We start from the raw sequence: 18079 nt of genomic DNA, 5'->3' as shown, positions 1-18079 counted from the left end.
CATGGCCTCTGAGCCGCGCCGGCAATTGCGTTTCACTCCGCTTGCCGGCGGGTTCCTGACGAGCTTGCTGGTTGCCGTCGCCCTCTATCTTTTTGCCGAATCGGTGTTCGAAACGCAGCGCGAGCTGTTCTTCGACAGCCTGACACAATGGATTCCCGCGCCGCAGTCGCCTGACATCGTTGTCGTCGACATCGACCGCCAGGCCAACCAATCGCGCCCCTGGGACAGGACGGCAACCGCCGAACTTCTATCGCGGCTTGCGACGGCGGGCGCCAAGGCTGTGGCGGTCGACTTCGTCTTCAGCGCCGATTGCAACCCGGCCAGTGACGGCAATACAGCCCTCGCCTCCGCGCTTGGACGCGTCCCCGTCGTTCTCGGCTTTCTGATCGCCGATACGGTCCAGGAGCAGCCGCGGCCGGTACCGCCGCTGGCATTGAGCCGGCCCTTCACCCCGCCCGAGCTCTGGTTTCTCGACGGCGCCGAAACCTCCTGTGCCGCGTTCATGGACCGCGCGAAAGCGGCAGCGGCCTCGTTTCTCGTTGGTGACGAAGACGCGCGGATCCGCCGGGTGCAGGCCTATGCCATCCTCGGCAACGACGCTTTTCCGACATTGGCGGTCGAGGCGACACGACTGATGCGTGGAGCCGGCACGCCGATCCTCGGTGGCGAGCCCGCCTGGCTGCGCCTCGACGGACAGGTGATCGCGCTCGACGAAACCGGCAGCCTGCGCTTCGCCGCAAGTGCCGCGGACCGGCTCGCCGCCCGCACCGTTTCCGCCGCCGACGTGTTGTCCGGCAAGGCGGCAGCGGACCGCTTCGCAGGCAAGCTCGTGCTCATCGGCAGCAGCCTGCCGAACCTCGGGGGCTTACGGCCCAGCGCCTCGATGCCGCTCGAGCCCTCGGTGCAGATCCACGCGGATATCGCCAACGCGATCCTGACCGGCTTCATACCGAAGCGCGACGATCGACTTCCGCTCGCCGAAGCCGGCATCGCGTTTCTCGCCAGCCTCGCCGTTGCCTACGCCGCCGCTCGCCTTCGACCGCTGGTATCGGCAGCCCTTGGCCTCGGTGCGGTCGCCGCCGTCGTCGCGGCAGCGGCGGTTATCTATGGCGCCAGCGGCTGGCTGATCGATGCGGTCGGCATCTCGGTCGCCCTCGCCGTCGTCCTGGCGGTGACGAGCGTGCTGCAATTTGCTCGCGTGCGGCGAGCCGAAGCGGCGGCGCGGCAGAAATTCTCGCAATACCTGCCGCAATCGGTCGTCGCCCGCTACATCGACAATCCCGGGCTTACACGCGTGGCCGGCGAGGAACGGCAGGTGACAGCGCTCTTCACCGATATCGAGAGTTTTTCCTCCCTGTCGCAGAGGCTGAAGCCGCGGGACCTCATTGCCTTGCTCGACATCTACTTTGCCGAGGTCAATGCGCTGGTGGCGGCGCATGGCGGCATGGTCGACAAGGTGGTGGGCGATGCGGTGCACGCGTTTTTCAATGCGCCCGAGGATCTCCCCGAACATGTCGACCGGGCCATCGATTGCGCCAAGGCGATCCACGCGCTGACGGAAGAGATGCGCCGGCGTCCGCAGTTCGCGGCCAACTCTTTCGGCAGAACCCGGATCGGCGTCGAGACCGGACCGGCCGTTGTCGGTGAAGTCGGCGCCGGCGGCAAGCTCGACTACACGGCTCATGGCGACGCGATCAATCTGGCCGCGCGCCTGCAGGAGGCGAACAAGTTCCTCGGCACCGCCATCTGCGTCGGGCCTGCTGCCGCGGCGGAAAGCAAGCGGCCGCTCCGCCGCCTCGGCAGCCACGAAATCCGCGGCTTTTCGACGATGGAATTGTTCACGGTTGCGGACTGAGGCGACGGCTGGCCGCGCGTCTCAGTGCGGCTCCAGTAATAGCGGACCGGTTTTCGCGATTGCGTCAACTCAACGTGTCAGGCCGACGCTGGCATAGGCTTCCGTGATACGCGGCTCGCCCCAGTTGACGGGCTCGCTTGGGGCTTCACCGCGGCGATGAAACTCCACCCCCTGCCCCGCAGCCACGATCCGGGTCACCCCGCCACGCGCGACCGAAACGCTTCCATGTTCGACGAAAACGGCAAATGCGGCTCGGCTCGGTCCGCAGAAGAATTTGGTGCCGCGCACGCCGATCATGCCGAAGGCGGTGCGGACCGCCACATCGACCTTCGGCAGCCCCTCGGGCCGATCGAAGACCATGCGCCCTGTTCCGAGTTCGAGCGTGCCACCCTGACCGGCGATGAAACTATCGACGAGCAGCTCGGTCTCGGCGCCGAGCAGCACGCGCGTGTCCGTACCGAGGCGCAAGGTCGCGTAGCTCTCGGCATTCGTGTGCACGCGGTCGTTCTCGTAAAGCTGGCTACCGACCGTCAGCGGCTCGTCCTTTTGCGCCTGCTTCCGTCGCACATCGCCGCGGACCTCGGTTGCCTCGCCAAGTGAAGGGCTTGCCCAGGAGGTGGCGATGCCGCCGCCCGCCGCCGTCAGCAACAGGCCACCAACGACAACGCGTCGGCTCACCAGCATCTTGCGCATCGGCGCGGCCAGGTTTTCCATTGCCCCTCTCCCGTTTGAGCGTTGCGACATTCGAGGATAGCCCCGGCATTCCCGGATGCAAGCCGGCTCGCGCGCCGTGTCCCGATGATCGTCCAGCAGTTCGCCAGAGCTTTCGTTGTCGGGCTGTTACCCCCGGAACAGCCCGACCTGGCAGGCGCGGATAAATTCACCGTCAAGACAAGGGGAGAGCCTCATGGAAAAGCGCAGCACATCCGGTACCGGCATCATCAACGCACTGCTGCTGGCGGTCGTCAGCCTGCTGGCTGTCGCGGCGATCGCGCTTCCGTCGGCACGTGCTGCCGAGCTCTCCGCCGCCGACGTCTGCGACCGCGAGGCCGGCAGCATCTTCGACCTGCAGCGCAATCAGGCCTTCCCGGCCGTTGCCACCGAGGACATCAGGATCGGCGTGGCGCTTTCTGCCTGCCGCGAGGCCTATAACCAGAAGAGCGGCGCTCGCACCGAATTCCAACTGGCCCGCGTACTCGACAAGGCCGGCCAGAAAGCTCAGTCAATGCGTATTCTCGGCGAAGCCGCCGAACACGGCCACGCGCTGGCGATGACCAACTATGCCGTTCTCCTGGGCGAGCAGGGCGACACGACAGCCGAATTCGCGCTGAACCAGAAGGCCGCTGCAGCCGGCAATATTCTCGCCGCCTACAATCTCGGCGTTTCCTATCGTGACGGCATGGGCACGCCGGTCAACGGCAAGCTGGCGATCGAGTGGTTCGAACGGGCATCGCTCGCCGGCGACGACGTCGCCGCCTTCAACCTCGCGGTCATGCTGGACGAAGGCAAGCTGGTCCCGGAAGACAACAGCAAGGCCGCCAAATTCTACCGGTTGGCGGCCAACCGCGGCAATGTCGATGCCATGGTCAATCTCGGTCTGATGCTCGAGCACGGCGAAGGTATCGCGAAGGACATCCCGGCAGCCCGCGCGATCTTCCGCAAGGCTGCCAACGAAGGCGACGCGTTTGCCGAACGGAAGCTTGCCGAACTCGACGGCAACGACGCCTTCCAGACCGCCATGCTCGGCAAGACCAGCCGCATCAAGTAACCCAACACGCCTCCCAAGGGCCACGCGGGCCGGAGATCACTGGGATCTTCGGCCCGTGTTTTCGTTTAAGAGGAGGAGATTGGGCTGGTTAGCGGATCTCGCCGGCCTGGGGCCCCCAGGTATCGGTGAGCGCAAAGCCGTCGGCCAGCGGATCGAACGGATCGAGCGCCACCTGATGCAGCCCGAAGGTCCAGCCGCGGCCGGCAATCGTCGGGATGATCGCTTCGCGGCCGGCAACCGTCGTGACACCTTCGAGACCCACCTCAAATTCCGACCCGATGATCGAGCGCGACTTCAGAACGTCGCCGACCTTGACCTTACCGCGCGCATGCAGCGTCGCGAGATTGGCCGAGCTGCCCGTGCCGCAGGGCGAGCGGTCGACGCGGCCCGGCCACATGGTGGTGCAGGTCCGGATCGTGCCATCAGGCTCGACATCGCGGAACATGACATAGGCGACGCCCTTGATCTCCGGGATTTCCGGATGGACGACGGGGATCGTGCGGTTGACGATATCCTTCAGGATCATACCGGCCTCGACGATCTCGCGGGCGTTCGCCTTGTCGATCGTGGTGCCGATCTGGCCGACGTCGACCAGTGCATAGAAGATGCCGCCGTAGCAGAGATCGAGCTTGATCTTGCCCCACTTCGGCGTATCGACCTCGACGTCGAGCTCATGGACGAAGGACGGAACCATCGTCAGCTTCACCTTCTCGCAACGGCCGTCGCGGCAGGTCGCGGTCGCCTTGACGAGACCGGAGGCTGTGTCGAGCATTACCACCGTCTCCGGCTCCTTCATCTCGATGATGCCGGATTCGAGCAGGGCGGTCGTGACGCAGATCGAATTCGAGCCGGACATGGCATGCGCCTGGTCGGCCTGGAGAATGATGAAACCGGCATCGGCTTCCGGGCGCTTCGGCGGCACCAGCAGGTTGACCGAGCCGATCGAGCCGGAGCGCGGCTCGAGGCAGAGGAACCGGCGCAGGCTGTCATCGACCGTGTTGATGTGGTTGAGCTGCTCGGCGATCGAGTTTCCCGGGATTTTCGGCACGCCGCCGATCGCGACCTTGCCGATCTCACCCTCGCAATGAACGTCCAGCAACTGGATCGTGCGCTTCCACCGCATGCCGTTTCTCCAACTCGCTTGCCATCGCCCTATCGGCGATCATGGCTGATATATCAGATGCGCTTGCATTAGCGCTTTCCGGGAGCCGCCGCAAGGAAAACCGCCAGTGCTTGAGAGTCGCCCCGAAGTTGCCGCTTGACGCATCAAACGCCGCGCGACAGCTTGAGCCATTCGCGACGCAACCTTCTGGATCTCCATGACAAAGCTGATCATCTTTACCGACCTTCACATGGTGCCCGAAGGCACGACGATCATCGGCCTCGATCCCTACCAACGCCTCGCCACCGGCATCGAACACGTCAACCGCTACCATGCGGACGCCGACCGGGTGATCTTTACCGGCGATCTCACCCACTACGCCGATCGCGCCTCCTACGAACGGCTGAAGCGACTCATCGATCAGCTCGTGCCGCCGGTCGCCATCACCATCGGCAACCATGACCGACGCGAGGTTTTTCTCGACGCCTTCCCCGACGCCGTGACGGACGAGAACGGGTTCGTGCAGCAGGCAATCGATTTCCCGGACTGCCGCGCCATCCTGCTCGATACGCTCTTTGCCCCACCCTATGATTACCCTACCAGCCATGCGGGCGTTCTCTGTGCCAAACGGCTCGCCTGGCTCGACCGGCAGCTTGCCGACGCCGGCGACAAACCGGCGCTGCTGTTCATGCATCACCCGCCACACAGGACGGGCTTTACCGGCATGGACATGATCCGGCTCGCCAATGAGACCGAGTTCTACGATCTCGTCAAAAGGCATTCCAACGTCCGCCATATCTTCGCCGGTCACGTGCACCGCACGATCAGCGGCTCCTCCCGCGGCATTCCCTTCTCGATCTTCAAGAGCCCGGTGCACCAGCAGCCTATGCCCTTCGACGCACCCGACGCCTCCTTGTCCGTCGATGAACCGGCGGCCTACGGCATCGCCGTGGTGACCGACGACGGCGTGCTGGTCCATACCGAAGACTACGAGATCGCCCGCCGGGACGCCGCCATCGCGTGAGGCCATTTCGGACCGCCGGCCTTCATGCTAGTTTGGCGCATGACCCAATCTACCGACGAGAGCTTCGACTGCCAAAGCTGCGGCGCCTGTTGTGCCTATTCGGCCGACTGGCCGCGCTTCTCGCTGGAGACGGACGAGGAACTCGACCTGATCCCGGCGGAATATGTTTCCGCCGATCTCGGGGGCATGCGCTGCGAGGACGATCGTTGCTGTGCGCTCGGCGGTAAGCTCGGCGAACACGTATCGTGCAAGATCTACGCCATCCGACCGATCGTCTGCCGCACCTGCATGCCCGGCGACGACGAGTGCCTGATGGCGCGCGAAAGGCATTTCGGCAAAGCGGCGTGATCTACAGCGCCGCGCGCCTTATCAGACGCGCGAAGGTCGCTGTAGCACTTTGGTTGCATGTTTTATCCTTAAATCGGCCAGGATTTGAGGAACCATGAACTAGGATCATCCGGCAGTTTAGCAAAGATTCCGCATTCCTTACGGCGACGTGCCAATGGAACGGTGAAACATTCCGCCAAACACGAAATTTGCCGGATGGATGTACGGCGGAAGGAAGCGTATTTTCCGCCCACGATCGGGGGCGCGCCGCGCCCTTGGAAACCGCTTCCCGGAGGATAGCGCTCGATGAGCCAGACACCGCTTCAGAAGATCACGACCGAGACCGGCGCGCCGCAGGCTCCCTTCGCCGAGTTCGCTCCGCCGGTGCGACCGCAGAGCACGCTTCGCCAGGCAATCACCGCCGCCTACCGTCGCCCGGAAACCGAGGCGCTGCCGGCACTCGTCGAAGCGGCGACGCTGCCTGCCGCAACCCGCCAGGCGGCCGCCAAGACCGCGCGCAAGCTGATCGAGGCGCTGCGCGCCAAGCACAAGGGCTCCGGCGTCGAAGGTCTGGTGCAGGAATATTCGCTCTCGAGCCAGGAAGGCGTGGCGCTGATGTGCCTGGCCGAAGCGCTGCTGCGCATTCCGGACACGGCGACGCGTGACGCACTGATCCGCGACAAGATCGCCGACGGCGACTGGAAGTCGCATATCGGCGGCGGCCGCTCGCTGTTCGTCAACGCCGCCACCTGGGGCCTCGTCGTCACCGGCAAGCTCACCTCGACCGTCAACGACCGCAGCCTTTCCGCCGCGCTGACGCGCCTGATCGCCCGTTGCGGCGAGCCGGTCATCCGCCGCGGCGTCGATATGGCGATGCGCATGATGGGCGAACAGTTCGTGACCGGCGAGACAATCGACGAGGCGCTGCGCCGCTCGCGCGCGCTCGAACAGAAGGGCTTCCGCTACTCCTACGACATGCTCGGCGAAGCGGCGACGACAGCGGCCGACGCGGAGCGCTACTACCGCGACTACGAGGCGGCGATCCACGCCATCGGCAAGGCATCCGCCGGCCGCGGCATCTATGAGGGTCCGGGCATCTCGATCAAGCTTTCGGCGCTGCACCCGCGCTATTCCCGCGCCCAGGCGTCGCGCGTCATGAGCGAGCTGCTGCCCAAGGTGAAGGCGCTCGCCGTCATCGCCAAGAAATACGACATCGGCCTCAACATCGACGCCGAGGAAGCCGACCGCCTCGAACTCTCGCTCGACCTGCTCGAAGAACTGTGCCTCGACAAGGACCTCGCCGGCTGGAACGGCATGGGCTTCGTCGTCCAGGCCTATGGCAAGCGCTGCCCCTTCGTGCTCGATTTCATCATCGACCTCGCGCGCCGTGCCGGCCGCCGCATCATGGTGCGCCTCGTCAAGGGCGCCTATTGGGACGCCGAGATCAAGCGCGCCCAGCTCGAGGGTCTCGAAGATTTCCCGGTCTATACCCGCAAGATCTACACGGACGTCTCCTATATCGCCTGCGCCAAGAAGCTGCTGGCCGCGACCGACGTGATCTTCCCGCAGTTCGCGACCCACAATGCGCAGTCGCTGGCGACGATCTATGAAATGGCCGGCAAGGACTTCAAGGTCGGCAAGTACGAGTTCCAGTGCCTGCACGGCATGGGCGAGCCGCTCTATGACGAAGTGGTCGGCAAGGGCAATCTCGACCGCCCCTGCCGCATCTATGCGCCCGTCGGCACGCACGAGACGCTGCTTGCCTATCTCGTTCGCCGCCTGCTCGAAAACGGCGCGAACTCCTCCTTCGTCAACCGCATCGCCGATCCGAAGGTCTCTGTCGACGAGCTCATCGCCGATCCGGTTGAGATCGTACGCGCCATGCCCGTCGTCGGCGCACCGCACGACCAGATCGCGCTCCCCGACAATCTCTTCGGCGAAGCGCGCCGCAATTCCGCCGGTCTCGATCTCTCGAACGAAGCGGGCCTTGCCTCGCTGACCGCAGCGCTGCAGGCCAGCGCTGCCGTCGACTGGAGAGCCGTTCCGCAACTGGCAACGGGCACCGCGTCCGGCGAAACGCGCGCCGTCGTCAACCCCGGCGACCACCGCGACGTGGTCGGCTCGGTGACGGAGGCTTCCGAGGCCGACGCCCGCCAGGCCGTGACCCTTGCCGCCGAGGCGGCCGCAAGCTGGGCTGCCGTCTCGCCGGCCGAGCGCGCCGCCTGCCTCACGCGCGCTGCCGACCTGATGCAGGCGCGCATGCCGACCCTGCTCGGCCTCATCGCCCGCGAAGCCGGCAAGTCGCTGCCGAACGCCATTGCCGAAGTGCGCGAGGCGATCGACTTCCTGCGTTACTACGCCGAACAGACGCGCCGCACCCTCGGCCCGGCCCATAAGGCACTTGGGCCCATCGTCTGCATCAGCCCGTGGAACTTCCCGCTGGCGATCTTCACCGGCCAGATTGCCGCGGCACTCGTTGCCGGCAACCCGGTGCTGGCCAAGCCTGCCGAGGAAACCCCGCTGATTGCCGCCGAAGGCGTGCGCATCCTGCACGAGGCCGGCGTTCCCGCCGCCGCGCTGCAACTGCTCCCCGGCGACGGCCGCATCGGTGCGGCCCTGGTAGCCGCGCCGGAAATCGCCGGCGTGATGTTCACCGGCTCGACCGAAGTCGCGCGCCTGATCCAGGCGCAGCTTGCCGACCGGCTGTCGCCGGCTGGCCGACCGATCCCGCTGATTGCCGAGACCGGCGGCCAGAACGCCATGATCGTCGACAGCTCGGCGCTTGCCGAACAGGTTGTCGGCGACGTCATCGCCTCGGCCTTCGACAGCGCTGGCCAGCGCTGCTCGGCGCTGCGCGTTCTCTGCCTGCAGGAAGACGTGGCCGAGCGCACGCTTTCGATGCTGAAGGGCGCGCTGCATGAACTGAAGATCGGCCGCACCGACCGGCTGTCGGTCGATGTCGGCCCGGTGATCACCGCTGAGGCCAAGGGCATCATCGAGAAGCACATCGACGCCATGCGCGGCCTCGGCCGCAAGGTCGAGCAGATCGGCCTTGCGTCGGAGACCGAACAGGGCACCTTCGTGCCGCCGACGATCATCGAGCTCGACAAGCTCTCGGACCTGAAGCGCGAAGTCTTCGGTCCGGTGCTGCACGTCATCCGCTACCGCCGCGACGATCTCGACCGGCTGATCGACGACATCAACGCCACCGGCTACGGCCTCACCTTCGGCCTGCACACGCGCCTCGACGAGACGATCGCCCATGTGACGGCACGGGTGAAGGCGGGCAACCTCTACGTCAACCGCAACGTCATCGGCGCTGTCGTCGGCGTCCAGCCCTTCGGCGGCCGCGGCCTCTCCGGCACCGGCCCGAAGGCCGGCGGCCCGCTCTATCTCGGCCGCCTAGTCGCGACCGCACCGGTGCCGCCGCAGCACAGCTCGGTCCATACCGATCCGGCGCTGCTCGACTTCGCCAAGTGGCTCGACGGCAAGGGCGCGAAAGCCGAAGCCGAAGCTGCCCGCACCGCCGGCAGCAATTCCGCGCTTGGCCTCAACTCCGAGCTTCCGGGACCGGTCGGCGAGCGCAACCTCTATGCGCTGCATCCGCGTGGCCGCGTGCTCCTGGTTCCGGCGACGGAAACCGGCCTCTATCACCAGCTCGGCGCCGCCCTTGCCACCGGCAACACCGTCGTCGTCGATGCCGCTTCCGGCCTGCAGGCCGCGCTGAAGGACGTGCCGGCGAGCGTCGCCGCACGCCTCTCCTGGTCGAAGGACTGGGCGGCGGACGGCCCCTTCGCCGGTGCACTCGTCGAAGGCGACGGCGCACGGGTGCGCGAGGTCGGCAAGGCGATCGCAGGCCTGCCGGGCCCGCTGGTTCTCGTCCAGGCGGCTTCGACCGAGGAGATCAGCAAGAACCCCGACACCTATTGCCTGAACTGGCTGCTCGAGGAGGTCTCGACCTCGATCAACACGGCGGCCGCCGGCGGCAATGCCAGCCTGATGGCGATCGGCTGATTAGGGCCGCGTCCGCGGAACAAGGATGCCTCTCCCGAAGGCGGGAGAGGCGATGGAGGATTGGGCCACGCCGCTTGCATGGCCTTGGCCCCGCACCTCTCCTCGTCATCTCTATGTTTGTCACAGAGATCCAGCCGCGCCGCCTCGGCGGCGCGAAAGAACCGTATCTGTAAAATGCGCACAAACGAGTCTCCTCACGGCGCAGACGCGCCGTGACTGGATTTCTGTGACGAGCACAGAAATGAGGGGTCGGGAAAGTTCGCTGCGATCCGTTCATCAGCCAAGCCCACGACCCACCCAAACCGTGGTGGCGCAATTGCCCTCAATCCGTTATCAGCAATGACAAAACGGAAGCGGCCATGTTCACCCTCAAGCGCACGGAAACGGCAACCCAGGACGTCAAGAAGAGCCGGTTTCTGGCAATCGCAGCGCCGGTTGCCGACGAACAGGCAGCGAAGGACTTTCTCGCCTCCCACTCCGACCCCACGGCCAACCACAATTGCTGGGCTTGGCGCATCGGCCAGGCCTATCGCTTCAGCGACGACGGCGAGCCGAGCGGCACGGCCGGCAAGCCGATCCTGGCGGCGATCGACGGCCAGGAGCTCGACCGCGTCGCCGTCGTGGTGACGCGCTGGTTCGGCGGCATCCTGCTCGGAAGCGGCGGCCTGGTGCGCGCCTATGGCGGCACGGCGGCGCTCTGTCTCAGGGCGGCGGAAAAGATCGAGATGATCGAAACCGTGCGCGCGACCGTTGCCGTCGATTTTTCCGACATGGCGCTGGTGAAGGCGCGGCTTCTTGCCCGCGACGTGACCATTGCCGGCGAGAGCTTTACGGACAAGGGCCCGATTCTGACCGTCAACCTGCGCAAGGATGAGGCGGAGGCGATCCTCGCGATGGTCGTCGATCTCAGCCGCGGCAAGGCCGTGGTCTCGCTGGACGATTGAGCCCGTCAGCACAGCGCCCAACAATCGACATCGAGCCGCCAGAGAACCGCCAGCGAAAACTGTATGCGGTTTCCCGCTGCACCTGGCGCTCTCATTTACTCGATCGAGCTCGTCATACCAAAGCGCGTCGCGATCTTTCGGATTCGCGCCTTGCGCTTTAAGTTCTTGATAGTTCGCATGTCGCTATCGCAAAACTGCGCACATGCTTTAGAAGCGCTCCACCCCAGCTATGATCGACGACGCACAACAGGAGACAGCACCATGAAGACGAGAGTTCTTGGCAAGACCGGCGCCACCATTTCCGAGATCGGCTTCGGCGCCTGGCAGATCGGCGGCTCCTGGGGCGATGTCAGCGAGGCGGACGGCAAGCGCGCGCTCCATGCCGCACTCGATGCCGGCGTGACCTTCGTCGACACGGCCGATGTCTATGGCGACGGTCGGTCAGAGAAGATCATCGCGGCCGTATTGAAGGAGCGCGGCGGCGACAAGCCCTTCGTTGCGACCAAAGCCGGCCGCCGGCTCAACCCACATGTCGCGGAAGGTTACACGGGCGAAAACATCGAGGCCTTCATCGATCGCAGCCTCGCCAATCTCGGCGTCGAGACGCTCGACCTCGTGCAGCTCCATTGCCCGCCGACCGAGGTCTACTATCGCCCGGAGCTGTTCGCAGCCCTGGATCGGCTCATCACCAAGGGCAAGATCCGGCACTACGGCGTGTCGGTCGAAAAGGTGGAGGAAGCGCTGAAGGCAATCGAATACCCGGGCGTGGCCACGGTGCAGATCATCTACAACATTTTCCGCCAGCGACCGCATGAACTGTTCTTTGCCGAGGCGCGGAACAAGAATGTCGGCGTCATCGTGCGCGTGCCGCTCGCCTCCGGACTGCTTTCCGGCAAGATCACCCGCGAAACCGCCTTTGCTGCCGACGACCATCGCAACTTCAACCGGCACGGCGAGGCCTTCGATGTCGGCGAGACCTTTGCCGGCGTACCGTTCGAAGCGGCGCTGGAGGCGGTCGAGCAGCTCCGCCCACTGGTGCCCACAGGCGTGCCGATGGCACAGTTCGCGCTGCGCTGGATCCTCGAGCAGCAGGCAGTCTCGGTCGTCATTCCCGGCGCCCGCAACGAGGCGCAGGCGCAATCCAATGCCGCTGCCAGCGGGCTCGCCGCCATCGACGATCAAACCAAGGCCGCGATCGCCGCAGTTTACGAGCGACTGGTGAAGGTTCATGTTCATCACCGCTGGTAACTGACGCCCCCGCCGACAGGCGAGCGCGATCAAGGGAGGCGCAGCCATGACTGATCCCTTCGATCTGCAACGGTTCATCGACGCCCAGGACCGCGTCTATGCCGCGGTTCTGGACGAGCTCACCCACGGCCGCAAACGGACGCACTGGATGTGGTTCGTCTTCCCGCAACTTGAAGGTCTCGGCCATTCGCCGATGGCCGAGCGCTACGCGATATCGGGTCTCGAAGAAGCGTCCGCCTATCTGGCACACCCAGTACTCGGCGCGAGGCTTCGGGAATGCACCGAACGCGTCAATGCGGTTGCCGGGAAATCGGCCCACGAGATCTTCTCAAGCCCCGACGACATGAAATTCCGGTCATCGATGACCTTGTTCGCCGAGGTCGACGAAGCCGGAAGCCTGTTCGAGCAGGCCCTTGAACATTATTTCGCGGGAGAGAAGGATCGGCGCACTTTGGACATCCTGGCGCAATGGCGCTGATATCCGGCGCTCAAGCCCTGCTGCGGCGCCGATTGGCGGCCGTCAGAGGTTCGGTGTCGAGTTGACCAGGAAAAACAGGATGGTGAAGGCACATATCGAGAGGCCAGCGACGATCACCAGCAGTTCTTTCATCATGTAGCGATACATCCGGCACCTCCTTTCCTTCCATGGCCGCGGTATCTCCCCGAATATAGGAAGTCATTGGGCCGATTCTCAGACACAGGCGTCAAAAGTTCGTGAAGGCGCTCCCGCTTCTTCTGATCCGGAGTCACCATCCCCCACAGGCTCCGAGACGGGTTCAACGCCTCCACGACGTATGCAAATTAAGTTATACTAATATATACTGTTTGTCACCTAACCACTTCGGAGGATTGAACAATTGCTCCTCCCGCGATGCGACGAATACGTCGCACGGCAAAGCTTCATCGTGGCCGATCGGCGACTTACCGATGGCAATCATCGGAAACAGCGCGTCGGCTGGGGTTGTTTTGCGCTTTCCGGATTTGCACTCGCCTATTTCGGCAATGGAACCATTGCCGCGCTCGGCAGCCCGCGACGGCCGTCTATCGCCATTCGCTTGCTTTCAGCACGCCAGAAAGCGGCAGCGAAGCGCCCAGCGACAGTCTGTGGGGCGCTGGCGCGCAAACGAAGTTACCGGCGGGAGGCAACGGCCTGAAGCGCAAAAATCGACACAGGGGACGTAGATTGGTGTAAACTGCCAGGAAGAAGAAAAAGAAGAAGAATGGCGCACCCGAAGAGATTCGAACTCCTGACCCCCAGATTCGTAGTCTGGTGCTCTATCCAGCTGAGCTACGGGTGCTTTTGCCTGAAGCGGCGGAACCGCTTGCGTGAGCGGTTCTCTAAAGGGTCCTTTCGGGGATTGCAAGCGCCGTTCGGCAAAAAATTTCATTTTTACGACGATGGCCCGACTTGCTGTGGACAGTCGCGGTAACACCGATGCGGCAACGCCCTGAAAAGCAGGGCATTCCGCAAGGGAAGCAGGCGCGAAAAAATTATCGCGGGCGTCAGACCTTGCGCTTCATTCTTTCTAGTGACGGAATTTCGAGCGGAAGGCGTCGAGCGGCACCGGCCGGTCGGGCAGTTCGATGCGGAAGAGCGTGCCGGGCGTCGGCTTTTCGACAAGCGCGATCGTGCCGCCATGGGCGAGCACGAGCTCGCGTGCAATCGCGAGGCCAAGACCCGTGCCGCCGGAGCGTGCCGAACCGCGGAAGGCGGCGAACAGGTTTTCCCGGGCCTTGGGCGGCATTCCGGGGCCGGTATCATCAACCGAAATGGTGACGACGCTGCCGACCCGCATGGCGGAAACGGTAACAAGCCGCGGACGGCCGTCCTCCGGTTCGTGATTGGTCAAAGCCTGCACGGCGTTGCGGCAAATATTGTGCACCACCCGGAAGAGCTGCTCGCTGTCCGCATCCACCTCGATGTCGTCCTGCATCTGGATCTGGAAATCGATGCCCGCCTGGGGATCGATCGCCAGCAGTTCGGCGACATCGGAAACGAGCGGTTTCAATGCGACGAAACGGCGATGCGGCTCGGCCTCAGTCGTTCGGCCATAGGAGAGCACCTCGCGCGTATAGCCGACGGCCCGGTCGATGGTGCGCAGCAGGGTCGGGGCAAACCGCTTTACCACGGGATCGTCGACATCGGCCAGGCGGTCGGAAATCAATTGCGCCGAGGACAGGATGTTGCGCATGTCGTGGTTGATCTTCGACACCGCAAGGCCAAGTTCCGCAAGGCTCTTCTGCTGCTTCAGGGTCTTTTGCAGTTCACGCTGCATGCTGGCGAGATGCTGACCGGCGACGGCAAGTTCGTCGCGTCCCTCCGGCGGCACGAGCACCCGACCGGGATCGGCCGGATCGTTGGAAAATTCCTGCATGTTCGCCGTCATCCGCCGGATCGGCGTGATCAGCATGCGATTGATGGCGAGGAAGATCAGAGCCGCGGTGATCAGCGAAATGATGAGCGATAGGACAAAGACGTTGCGCGAGTAGACGAGCATCGCCTTGCGCAGGCTCGCATCCTTCATCAGAAGCTCGATCGTCGCGTCGCTCTCGCCAAGCGGCCCATAGACACGGATCACACGATCACCGCCGAAGAGCAGGGTATCGAAGGCATCGCGGATGGCGCCAAAGGCGGTCGAATTGGCGACGTCGTACTCACCCTTGATCTCGAGAGGCATGTCGGTCAGTGCGATCATGCGCGACGCGTCCTTGCGCCGGATGACGATCGCCTTCGTGCCGGTCGCCATCAGCGTGTCCTTCTGCACGCTGCGTGGCAGCTCGACGTTCTGCAGACCGTCGACGACAACGGCAGCAGCGGCAGCCGTGTTCAGCCGATCCTCAAGCCAACGAATGCGCATCGTCGCGACGGACGGCGCGAAGATCAGCACCTCCGCCAGCATGACGAAGACGATGGTCAGCAGGAGCAGCTTTCCGGAAAGGCCCCGGAAGAACCCCGCACTCGTCTTCAGTGACTCGCTTGCCGTTACCGGACGCGTCTCTTCCGCCATGCCTTACAGACTTCCCTGCCCGTCAACAAAAACGCCCGCGACCCGCACAAGTGCCCGAGCCAAGGGGCTTCGCGCCAGGGGCAATAATAGGAGATGGCCGCCCGTTTTCCAATCTCGGAGCGGCCGGGCGGGGTGCGACATAGGCGCGGACATCATTCGGCGTCACGCCGTTGGCAGCCGCAAAGCACCACATCCCGATCATCTCCCTCCCCGCATCGCCGACGCGAAATCTTCGGCGCGCTGTCGCCTCGCTCAGGTCTAGCTGCACAGAATCCGGATCGGTGTAAGTCACCCAGGGAACAGTGGCATCGTCAGGTACCGGCGCATTGCCGCGACGGCGGGCATGGGTGGCGATAGAGTAGAACGGCTATGGCGTTCGGGGCAGCCAAAACAGCGAGCCCGCGGCACCATAACGGTACCGCGGGCTCCGAACACCTGACGAGGCAAGTTGCCGCTCAGAACTCTTGCCAGTCGTCCTTCGCGACAGCCGCAGCGGAGCTGCCGCCAAAGGCGCGGGCGACGTTGCCCATCATGCGACGCGCCGGCGATTCGATCGGGCGAGCGGCGGTTTCGCGGGCGACGACCACCGGCCTTGCGGCGGTATTGTCCACCTTGAAGTAGGCGATCAGGTTGGCGAGGTTGTTGGCCTCGGCGGAGAGCTTGTGGGTGGCGGCATTCGCCTCCTCCACCATCGCCGCATTCTGCTGGGTCACCTGGTCCATCTGGTTGACCGCGGTGCTGACTTCGCTCAAGCCCGTCGACTGCTCGCGTGCCGCAGTTGCGATCGAGTGGATGTGATCGTTGATCTTCAGGACGCGGTCTTCGATCTCACCGAGCGCCGAACCGGTTTCCTGCACCAGCCGGACACCGGTCGCCACTTCGCTGCCGGACTTCGAGATCAGCGCCTTGATGTCCTTGGCCGCACTTGCCGCGCGCTGCGCCAGCTCGCGCACTTCCTGGGCGACGACGGCAAAGCCCTTGCCGGCATCACCGGCACGCGCCGCCTCGACGCCGGCGTTCAGCGCCAGAAGGTTGGTCTGGAAGGCGATTTCGTCGATTACGTTGGTGATCTGGCCGATCTCGCTCGACGCCTGCTCGATACGGCCCATGGCATCGACGGCGTTGCGCACGACGGCGGCAGACTGCGCCGCGCTATGCTTGGCCTCGTTGACCATGACGGTCGCTTCCTGCGCCCGCTCGGTCGAACTCTTCACCGCAACGGTGATCTCGTCGAGGGCGGCCGAGGTTTCCTCGAGCGCCGCTGCCTGCTGCTCGGTGCGCTTCGACAGATCGTCGGCGGCAGCGCGCAGTTCGGACGAGTTGCCATTGATCGTGTCGGTCGTCACACGGACTTCACGGAGCGTCTTCTGCAGGGTCGACAGCGTCTCGTTGACGTTCTTCTGCAATTCGGCGAAGGCACCCTGGAAGTGGCCGTTCATGCTCTGGGTCAGGTCGCCCGCCGCCAGGCTCGCGACGACCCGGCGGGTCTCGGCAATGCCGGCATCGACGCTGCCGACCAGTTCGTTGACGCTCGCGGCGAACCGGTTGAGATCATCGTTTTCATAGTCCTTGCCGATGCGCTTGGTGAAATCGCCGCGGCCGCGGCCGCCACGACGACACCGATGCTCGACTGCAGATCGGCGCTCTTTTCACGCAGCACCGCTTCCTGCGCGTTGAGGTCACGAACGGCGAGACCGTTCTGCTTGAACACCTGAACGGCCTCGGCCATTTCACCGATCTCGTCCTTGCGGCCCGCGAAGGGCACGTCGACAGTGAGATCGCCGCCAGCGAGCTGCTTCATCCTGCCGGTCAGCTCGAGAATCGGGCGGCTCAAGTGGTTCGTTGCGATATAGAAGGCCGCGCCGAGGCCGGCGAGCATGCCGAGGCCTGCGATAGCGAGGATAACGATGACCACCGATCGCTCGAAAGCCGCAACCTCCGCGGTGACGACTTCGAGTGTCTTCAGGTTGATATCGGCGGCGGAGTCGATCTGCTGTTGGAAGGCCTTGCGGTTGGCCCGGTTGGCATCGTTGTTGCCCTGCTCGCTGGCAGCCTGGGGCGAAACCTGTTCGCCGAGGCGCGCCGTTTCCACCCGGAACGTCCTGAACTCCTTGGCGCGATCGACCAGCGTCTCAAAGGAGGCTTGCGTGTCGGCGGGGATCAGCGGGCGCCATTCGGCAAGCAGCGCGTCGATCTTGTCGAGATTCGTGCGAATGCCCTCGGCAAAGGGCTTCGCCTTTTCGACAGTCGGGGCGGCGTAGATGCCGCGCGATTCCATCACCACCGTGGTCACCAGGCGGTTCAAGCGTTCCGCCTTGAAAGCGCGCGCAGCGACATTTTCATATTGCTGGAATTTCTCGTTGTACTTGACGACCGTCACGAGCGACATTCCGGTCACAGCAACGGCCAGCAGGCTCATGATCCCGACGATCAGATAGATTTTACCGCGTATTTTCATCCCGACCTCCACGAGGCCGCGAGAACTGTCCGTTTATCGGACATCTCGCCACCCCATTGCACCGGGGAGACCCTAAAATAGCCGTGGTTAATAAAGGTCATCGCCGCCAACCGGCATTCTGGGGAGCGCCGATTAGAGTTCTGTTTACCAATCTCGGCTAGTTGCCCACCTTTTTGCGCACCTGTCAGGCACCGCTTGCCAGGGATCCGTCACTTTTGCGATGCCGCTGCCACTGAATCGCCGGCTGCAATTGACTTTCCGGGAATTTTCCTCTTATAAGCCGCGCACGTCCGGTCAAGCCCTCCTGCCCGAGAAGGCGGAGCCGTGCCCG

Annotated in this window: 11 protein-coding genes, 1 tRNA gene and 2 pseudogenes; 9 read left to right on the top strand and 5 right to left on the bottom strand. The window is 64.3% G+C overall.

The genetic code is table 11. The annotated features are described in order from the left end of the window. Position 1: 1 nt before the first annotated feature. Positions 2-1855 carry a CHASE2 domain-containing protein gene (locus AC1Z3V_RS19490; protein ID WP_483501186.1) on the top strand — a complete coding sequence of 618 codons (1854 nt, stop codon included), beginning with the start codon at positions 2-4 and terminating at the stop codon, positions 1853-1855. A 69-nt stretch (positions 1856-1924) separates the two neighbouring features. Here AC1Z3V_RS19490 and AC1Z3V_RS19485 read toward each other — a convergent pair whose 3' ends face one another. Then, complete coding sequence (locus tag AC1Z3V_RS19485) at positions 1925-2548, bottom strand: FecR family protein (RefSeq protein WP_483504119.1); 624 nt, start codon at positions 2546-2548, stop codon at positions 1925-1927. A gap of 214 nt (positions 2549-2762) precedes the next feature. On the opposite strand from AC1Z3V_RS19485, the pseudogene AC1Z3V_RS19480 reads away from it, so the two are divergent. Together AC1Z3V_RS19480 and AC1Z3V_RS19475 are read left to right on the top strand one after the other, a co-directional pair. Next, positions 2763-3308, top strand: a pseudogene (locus tag AC1Z3V_RS19480) (sel1 repeat family protein); the annotation flags it as partial. Then, on the top strand, positions 3285-3623 hold the full coding sequence (locus AC1Z3V_RS19475) for a tetratricopeptide repeat protein (protein ID WP_483504118.1): 339 nt from the start codon (positions 3285-3287) through the stop codon (positions 3621-3623). The pseudogene AC1Z3V_RS19480 and the gene AC1Z3V_RS19475, both read left to right, overlap by 24 nt. Positions 3624-3711: 88 nt before the next feature. On the opposite strand, the gene AC1Z3V_RS19470 is transcribed toward AC1Z3V_RS19475, so the two are convergent. Beyond that, on the bottom strand, positions 3712-4746 hold the full coding sequence (locus tag AC1Z3V_RS19470; RefSeq protein WP_223726310.1) for a proline racemase family protein: 1035 nt from the start codon (positions 4744-4746) through the stop codon (positions 3712-3714). A gap of 196 nt (positions 4747-4942) precedes the next feature. Between AC1Z3V_RS19470 and spdA the strand changes: the two genes are divergently transcribed. From spdA to AC1Z3V_RS19440, 6 genes are all read left to right on the top strand, one after another. Next, positions 4943-5749, top strand: coding sequence for a 2', 3'cyclic nucleotide phosphodiesterase SpdA (spdA, locus tag AC1Z3V_RS19465; RefSeq protein WP_483501184.1), 807 nt, complete (start codon positions 4943-4945; stop codon positions 5747-5749). A 39-nt stretch (positions 5750-5788) separates the two neighbouring features. Further along, on the top strand, positions 5789-6097 hold the full coding sequence (locus tag AC1Z3V_RS19460) for a YkgJ family cysteine cluster protein (protein WP_483501183.1): 309 nt from the start codon (positions 5789-5791) through the stop codon (positions 6095-6097). Between the two features lie 285 nt (positions 6098-6382). Then, complete coding sequence (gene putA, locus AC1Z3V_RS19455) at positions 6383-10090, top strand: trifunctional transcriptional regulator/proline dehydrogenase/L-glutamate gamma-semialdehyde dehydrogenase (RefSeq protein WP_483501181.1); 3708 nt, start codon at positions 6383-6385, stop codon at positions 10088-10090. A 359-nt stretch (positions 10091-10449) separates the two neighbouring features. After that, complete coding sequence (locus AC1Z3V_RS19450) at positions 10450-11034, top strand: IMPACT family protein (protein ID WP_483501180.1); 585 nt, start codon at positions 10450-10452, stop codon at positions 11032-11034. Between the two features lie 261 nt (positions 11035-11295). Next, entirely contained in the window at positions 11296-12282 is a 987-nt protein-coding gene (locus AC1Z3V_RS19445) for an aldo/keto reductase (protein ID WP_483501178.1), read from the top strand. Positions 12283-12328: 46 nt separating this feature from the next. After that, positions 12329-12760, top strand: coding sequence for a DUF1810 domain-containing protein (locus AC1Z3V_RS19440; RefSeq protein WP_483501177.1), 432 nt, complete (start codon positions 12329-12331; stop codon positions 12758-12760). Between the two features lie 743 nt (positions 12761-13503). Here the strand turns inward: AC1Z3V_RS19440 and AC1Z3V_RS19435 are convergent. The 3 genes and pseudogenes from AC1Z3V_RS19435 to AC1Z3V_RS19425 form a co-directional block, all read right to left on the bottom strand. Then, a tRNA-Arg gene (locus AC1Z3V_RS19435) sits at positions 13504-13580 on the bottom strand. A 228-nt stretch (positions 13581-13808) separates the two neighbouring features. After that, positions 13809-15290 (bottom strand): ATP-binding protein, encoded by a 1482-nt coding sequence (locus AC1Z3V_RS19430; protein WP_483501175.1) that lies wholly within the window; start codon positions 15288-15290, stop codon positions 13809-13811. 455 nt (positions 15291-15745) lie between these two features. Next, positions 15746-17748, bottom strand: a pseudogene (locus AC1Z3V_RS19425) (methyl-accepting chemotaxis protein). Between the last annotated feature and the right edge of the window lie 331 nt (positions 17749-18079).

Source organism: Ensifer sp. 38_S197, assembly GCF_056924495.1.
This window is presented reverse-complemented; position numbering and strand designations above follow the sequence as displayed.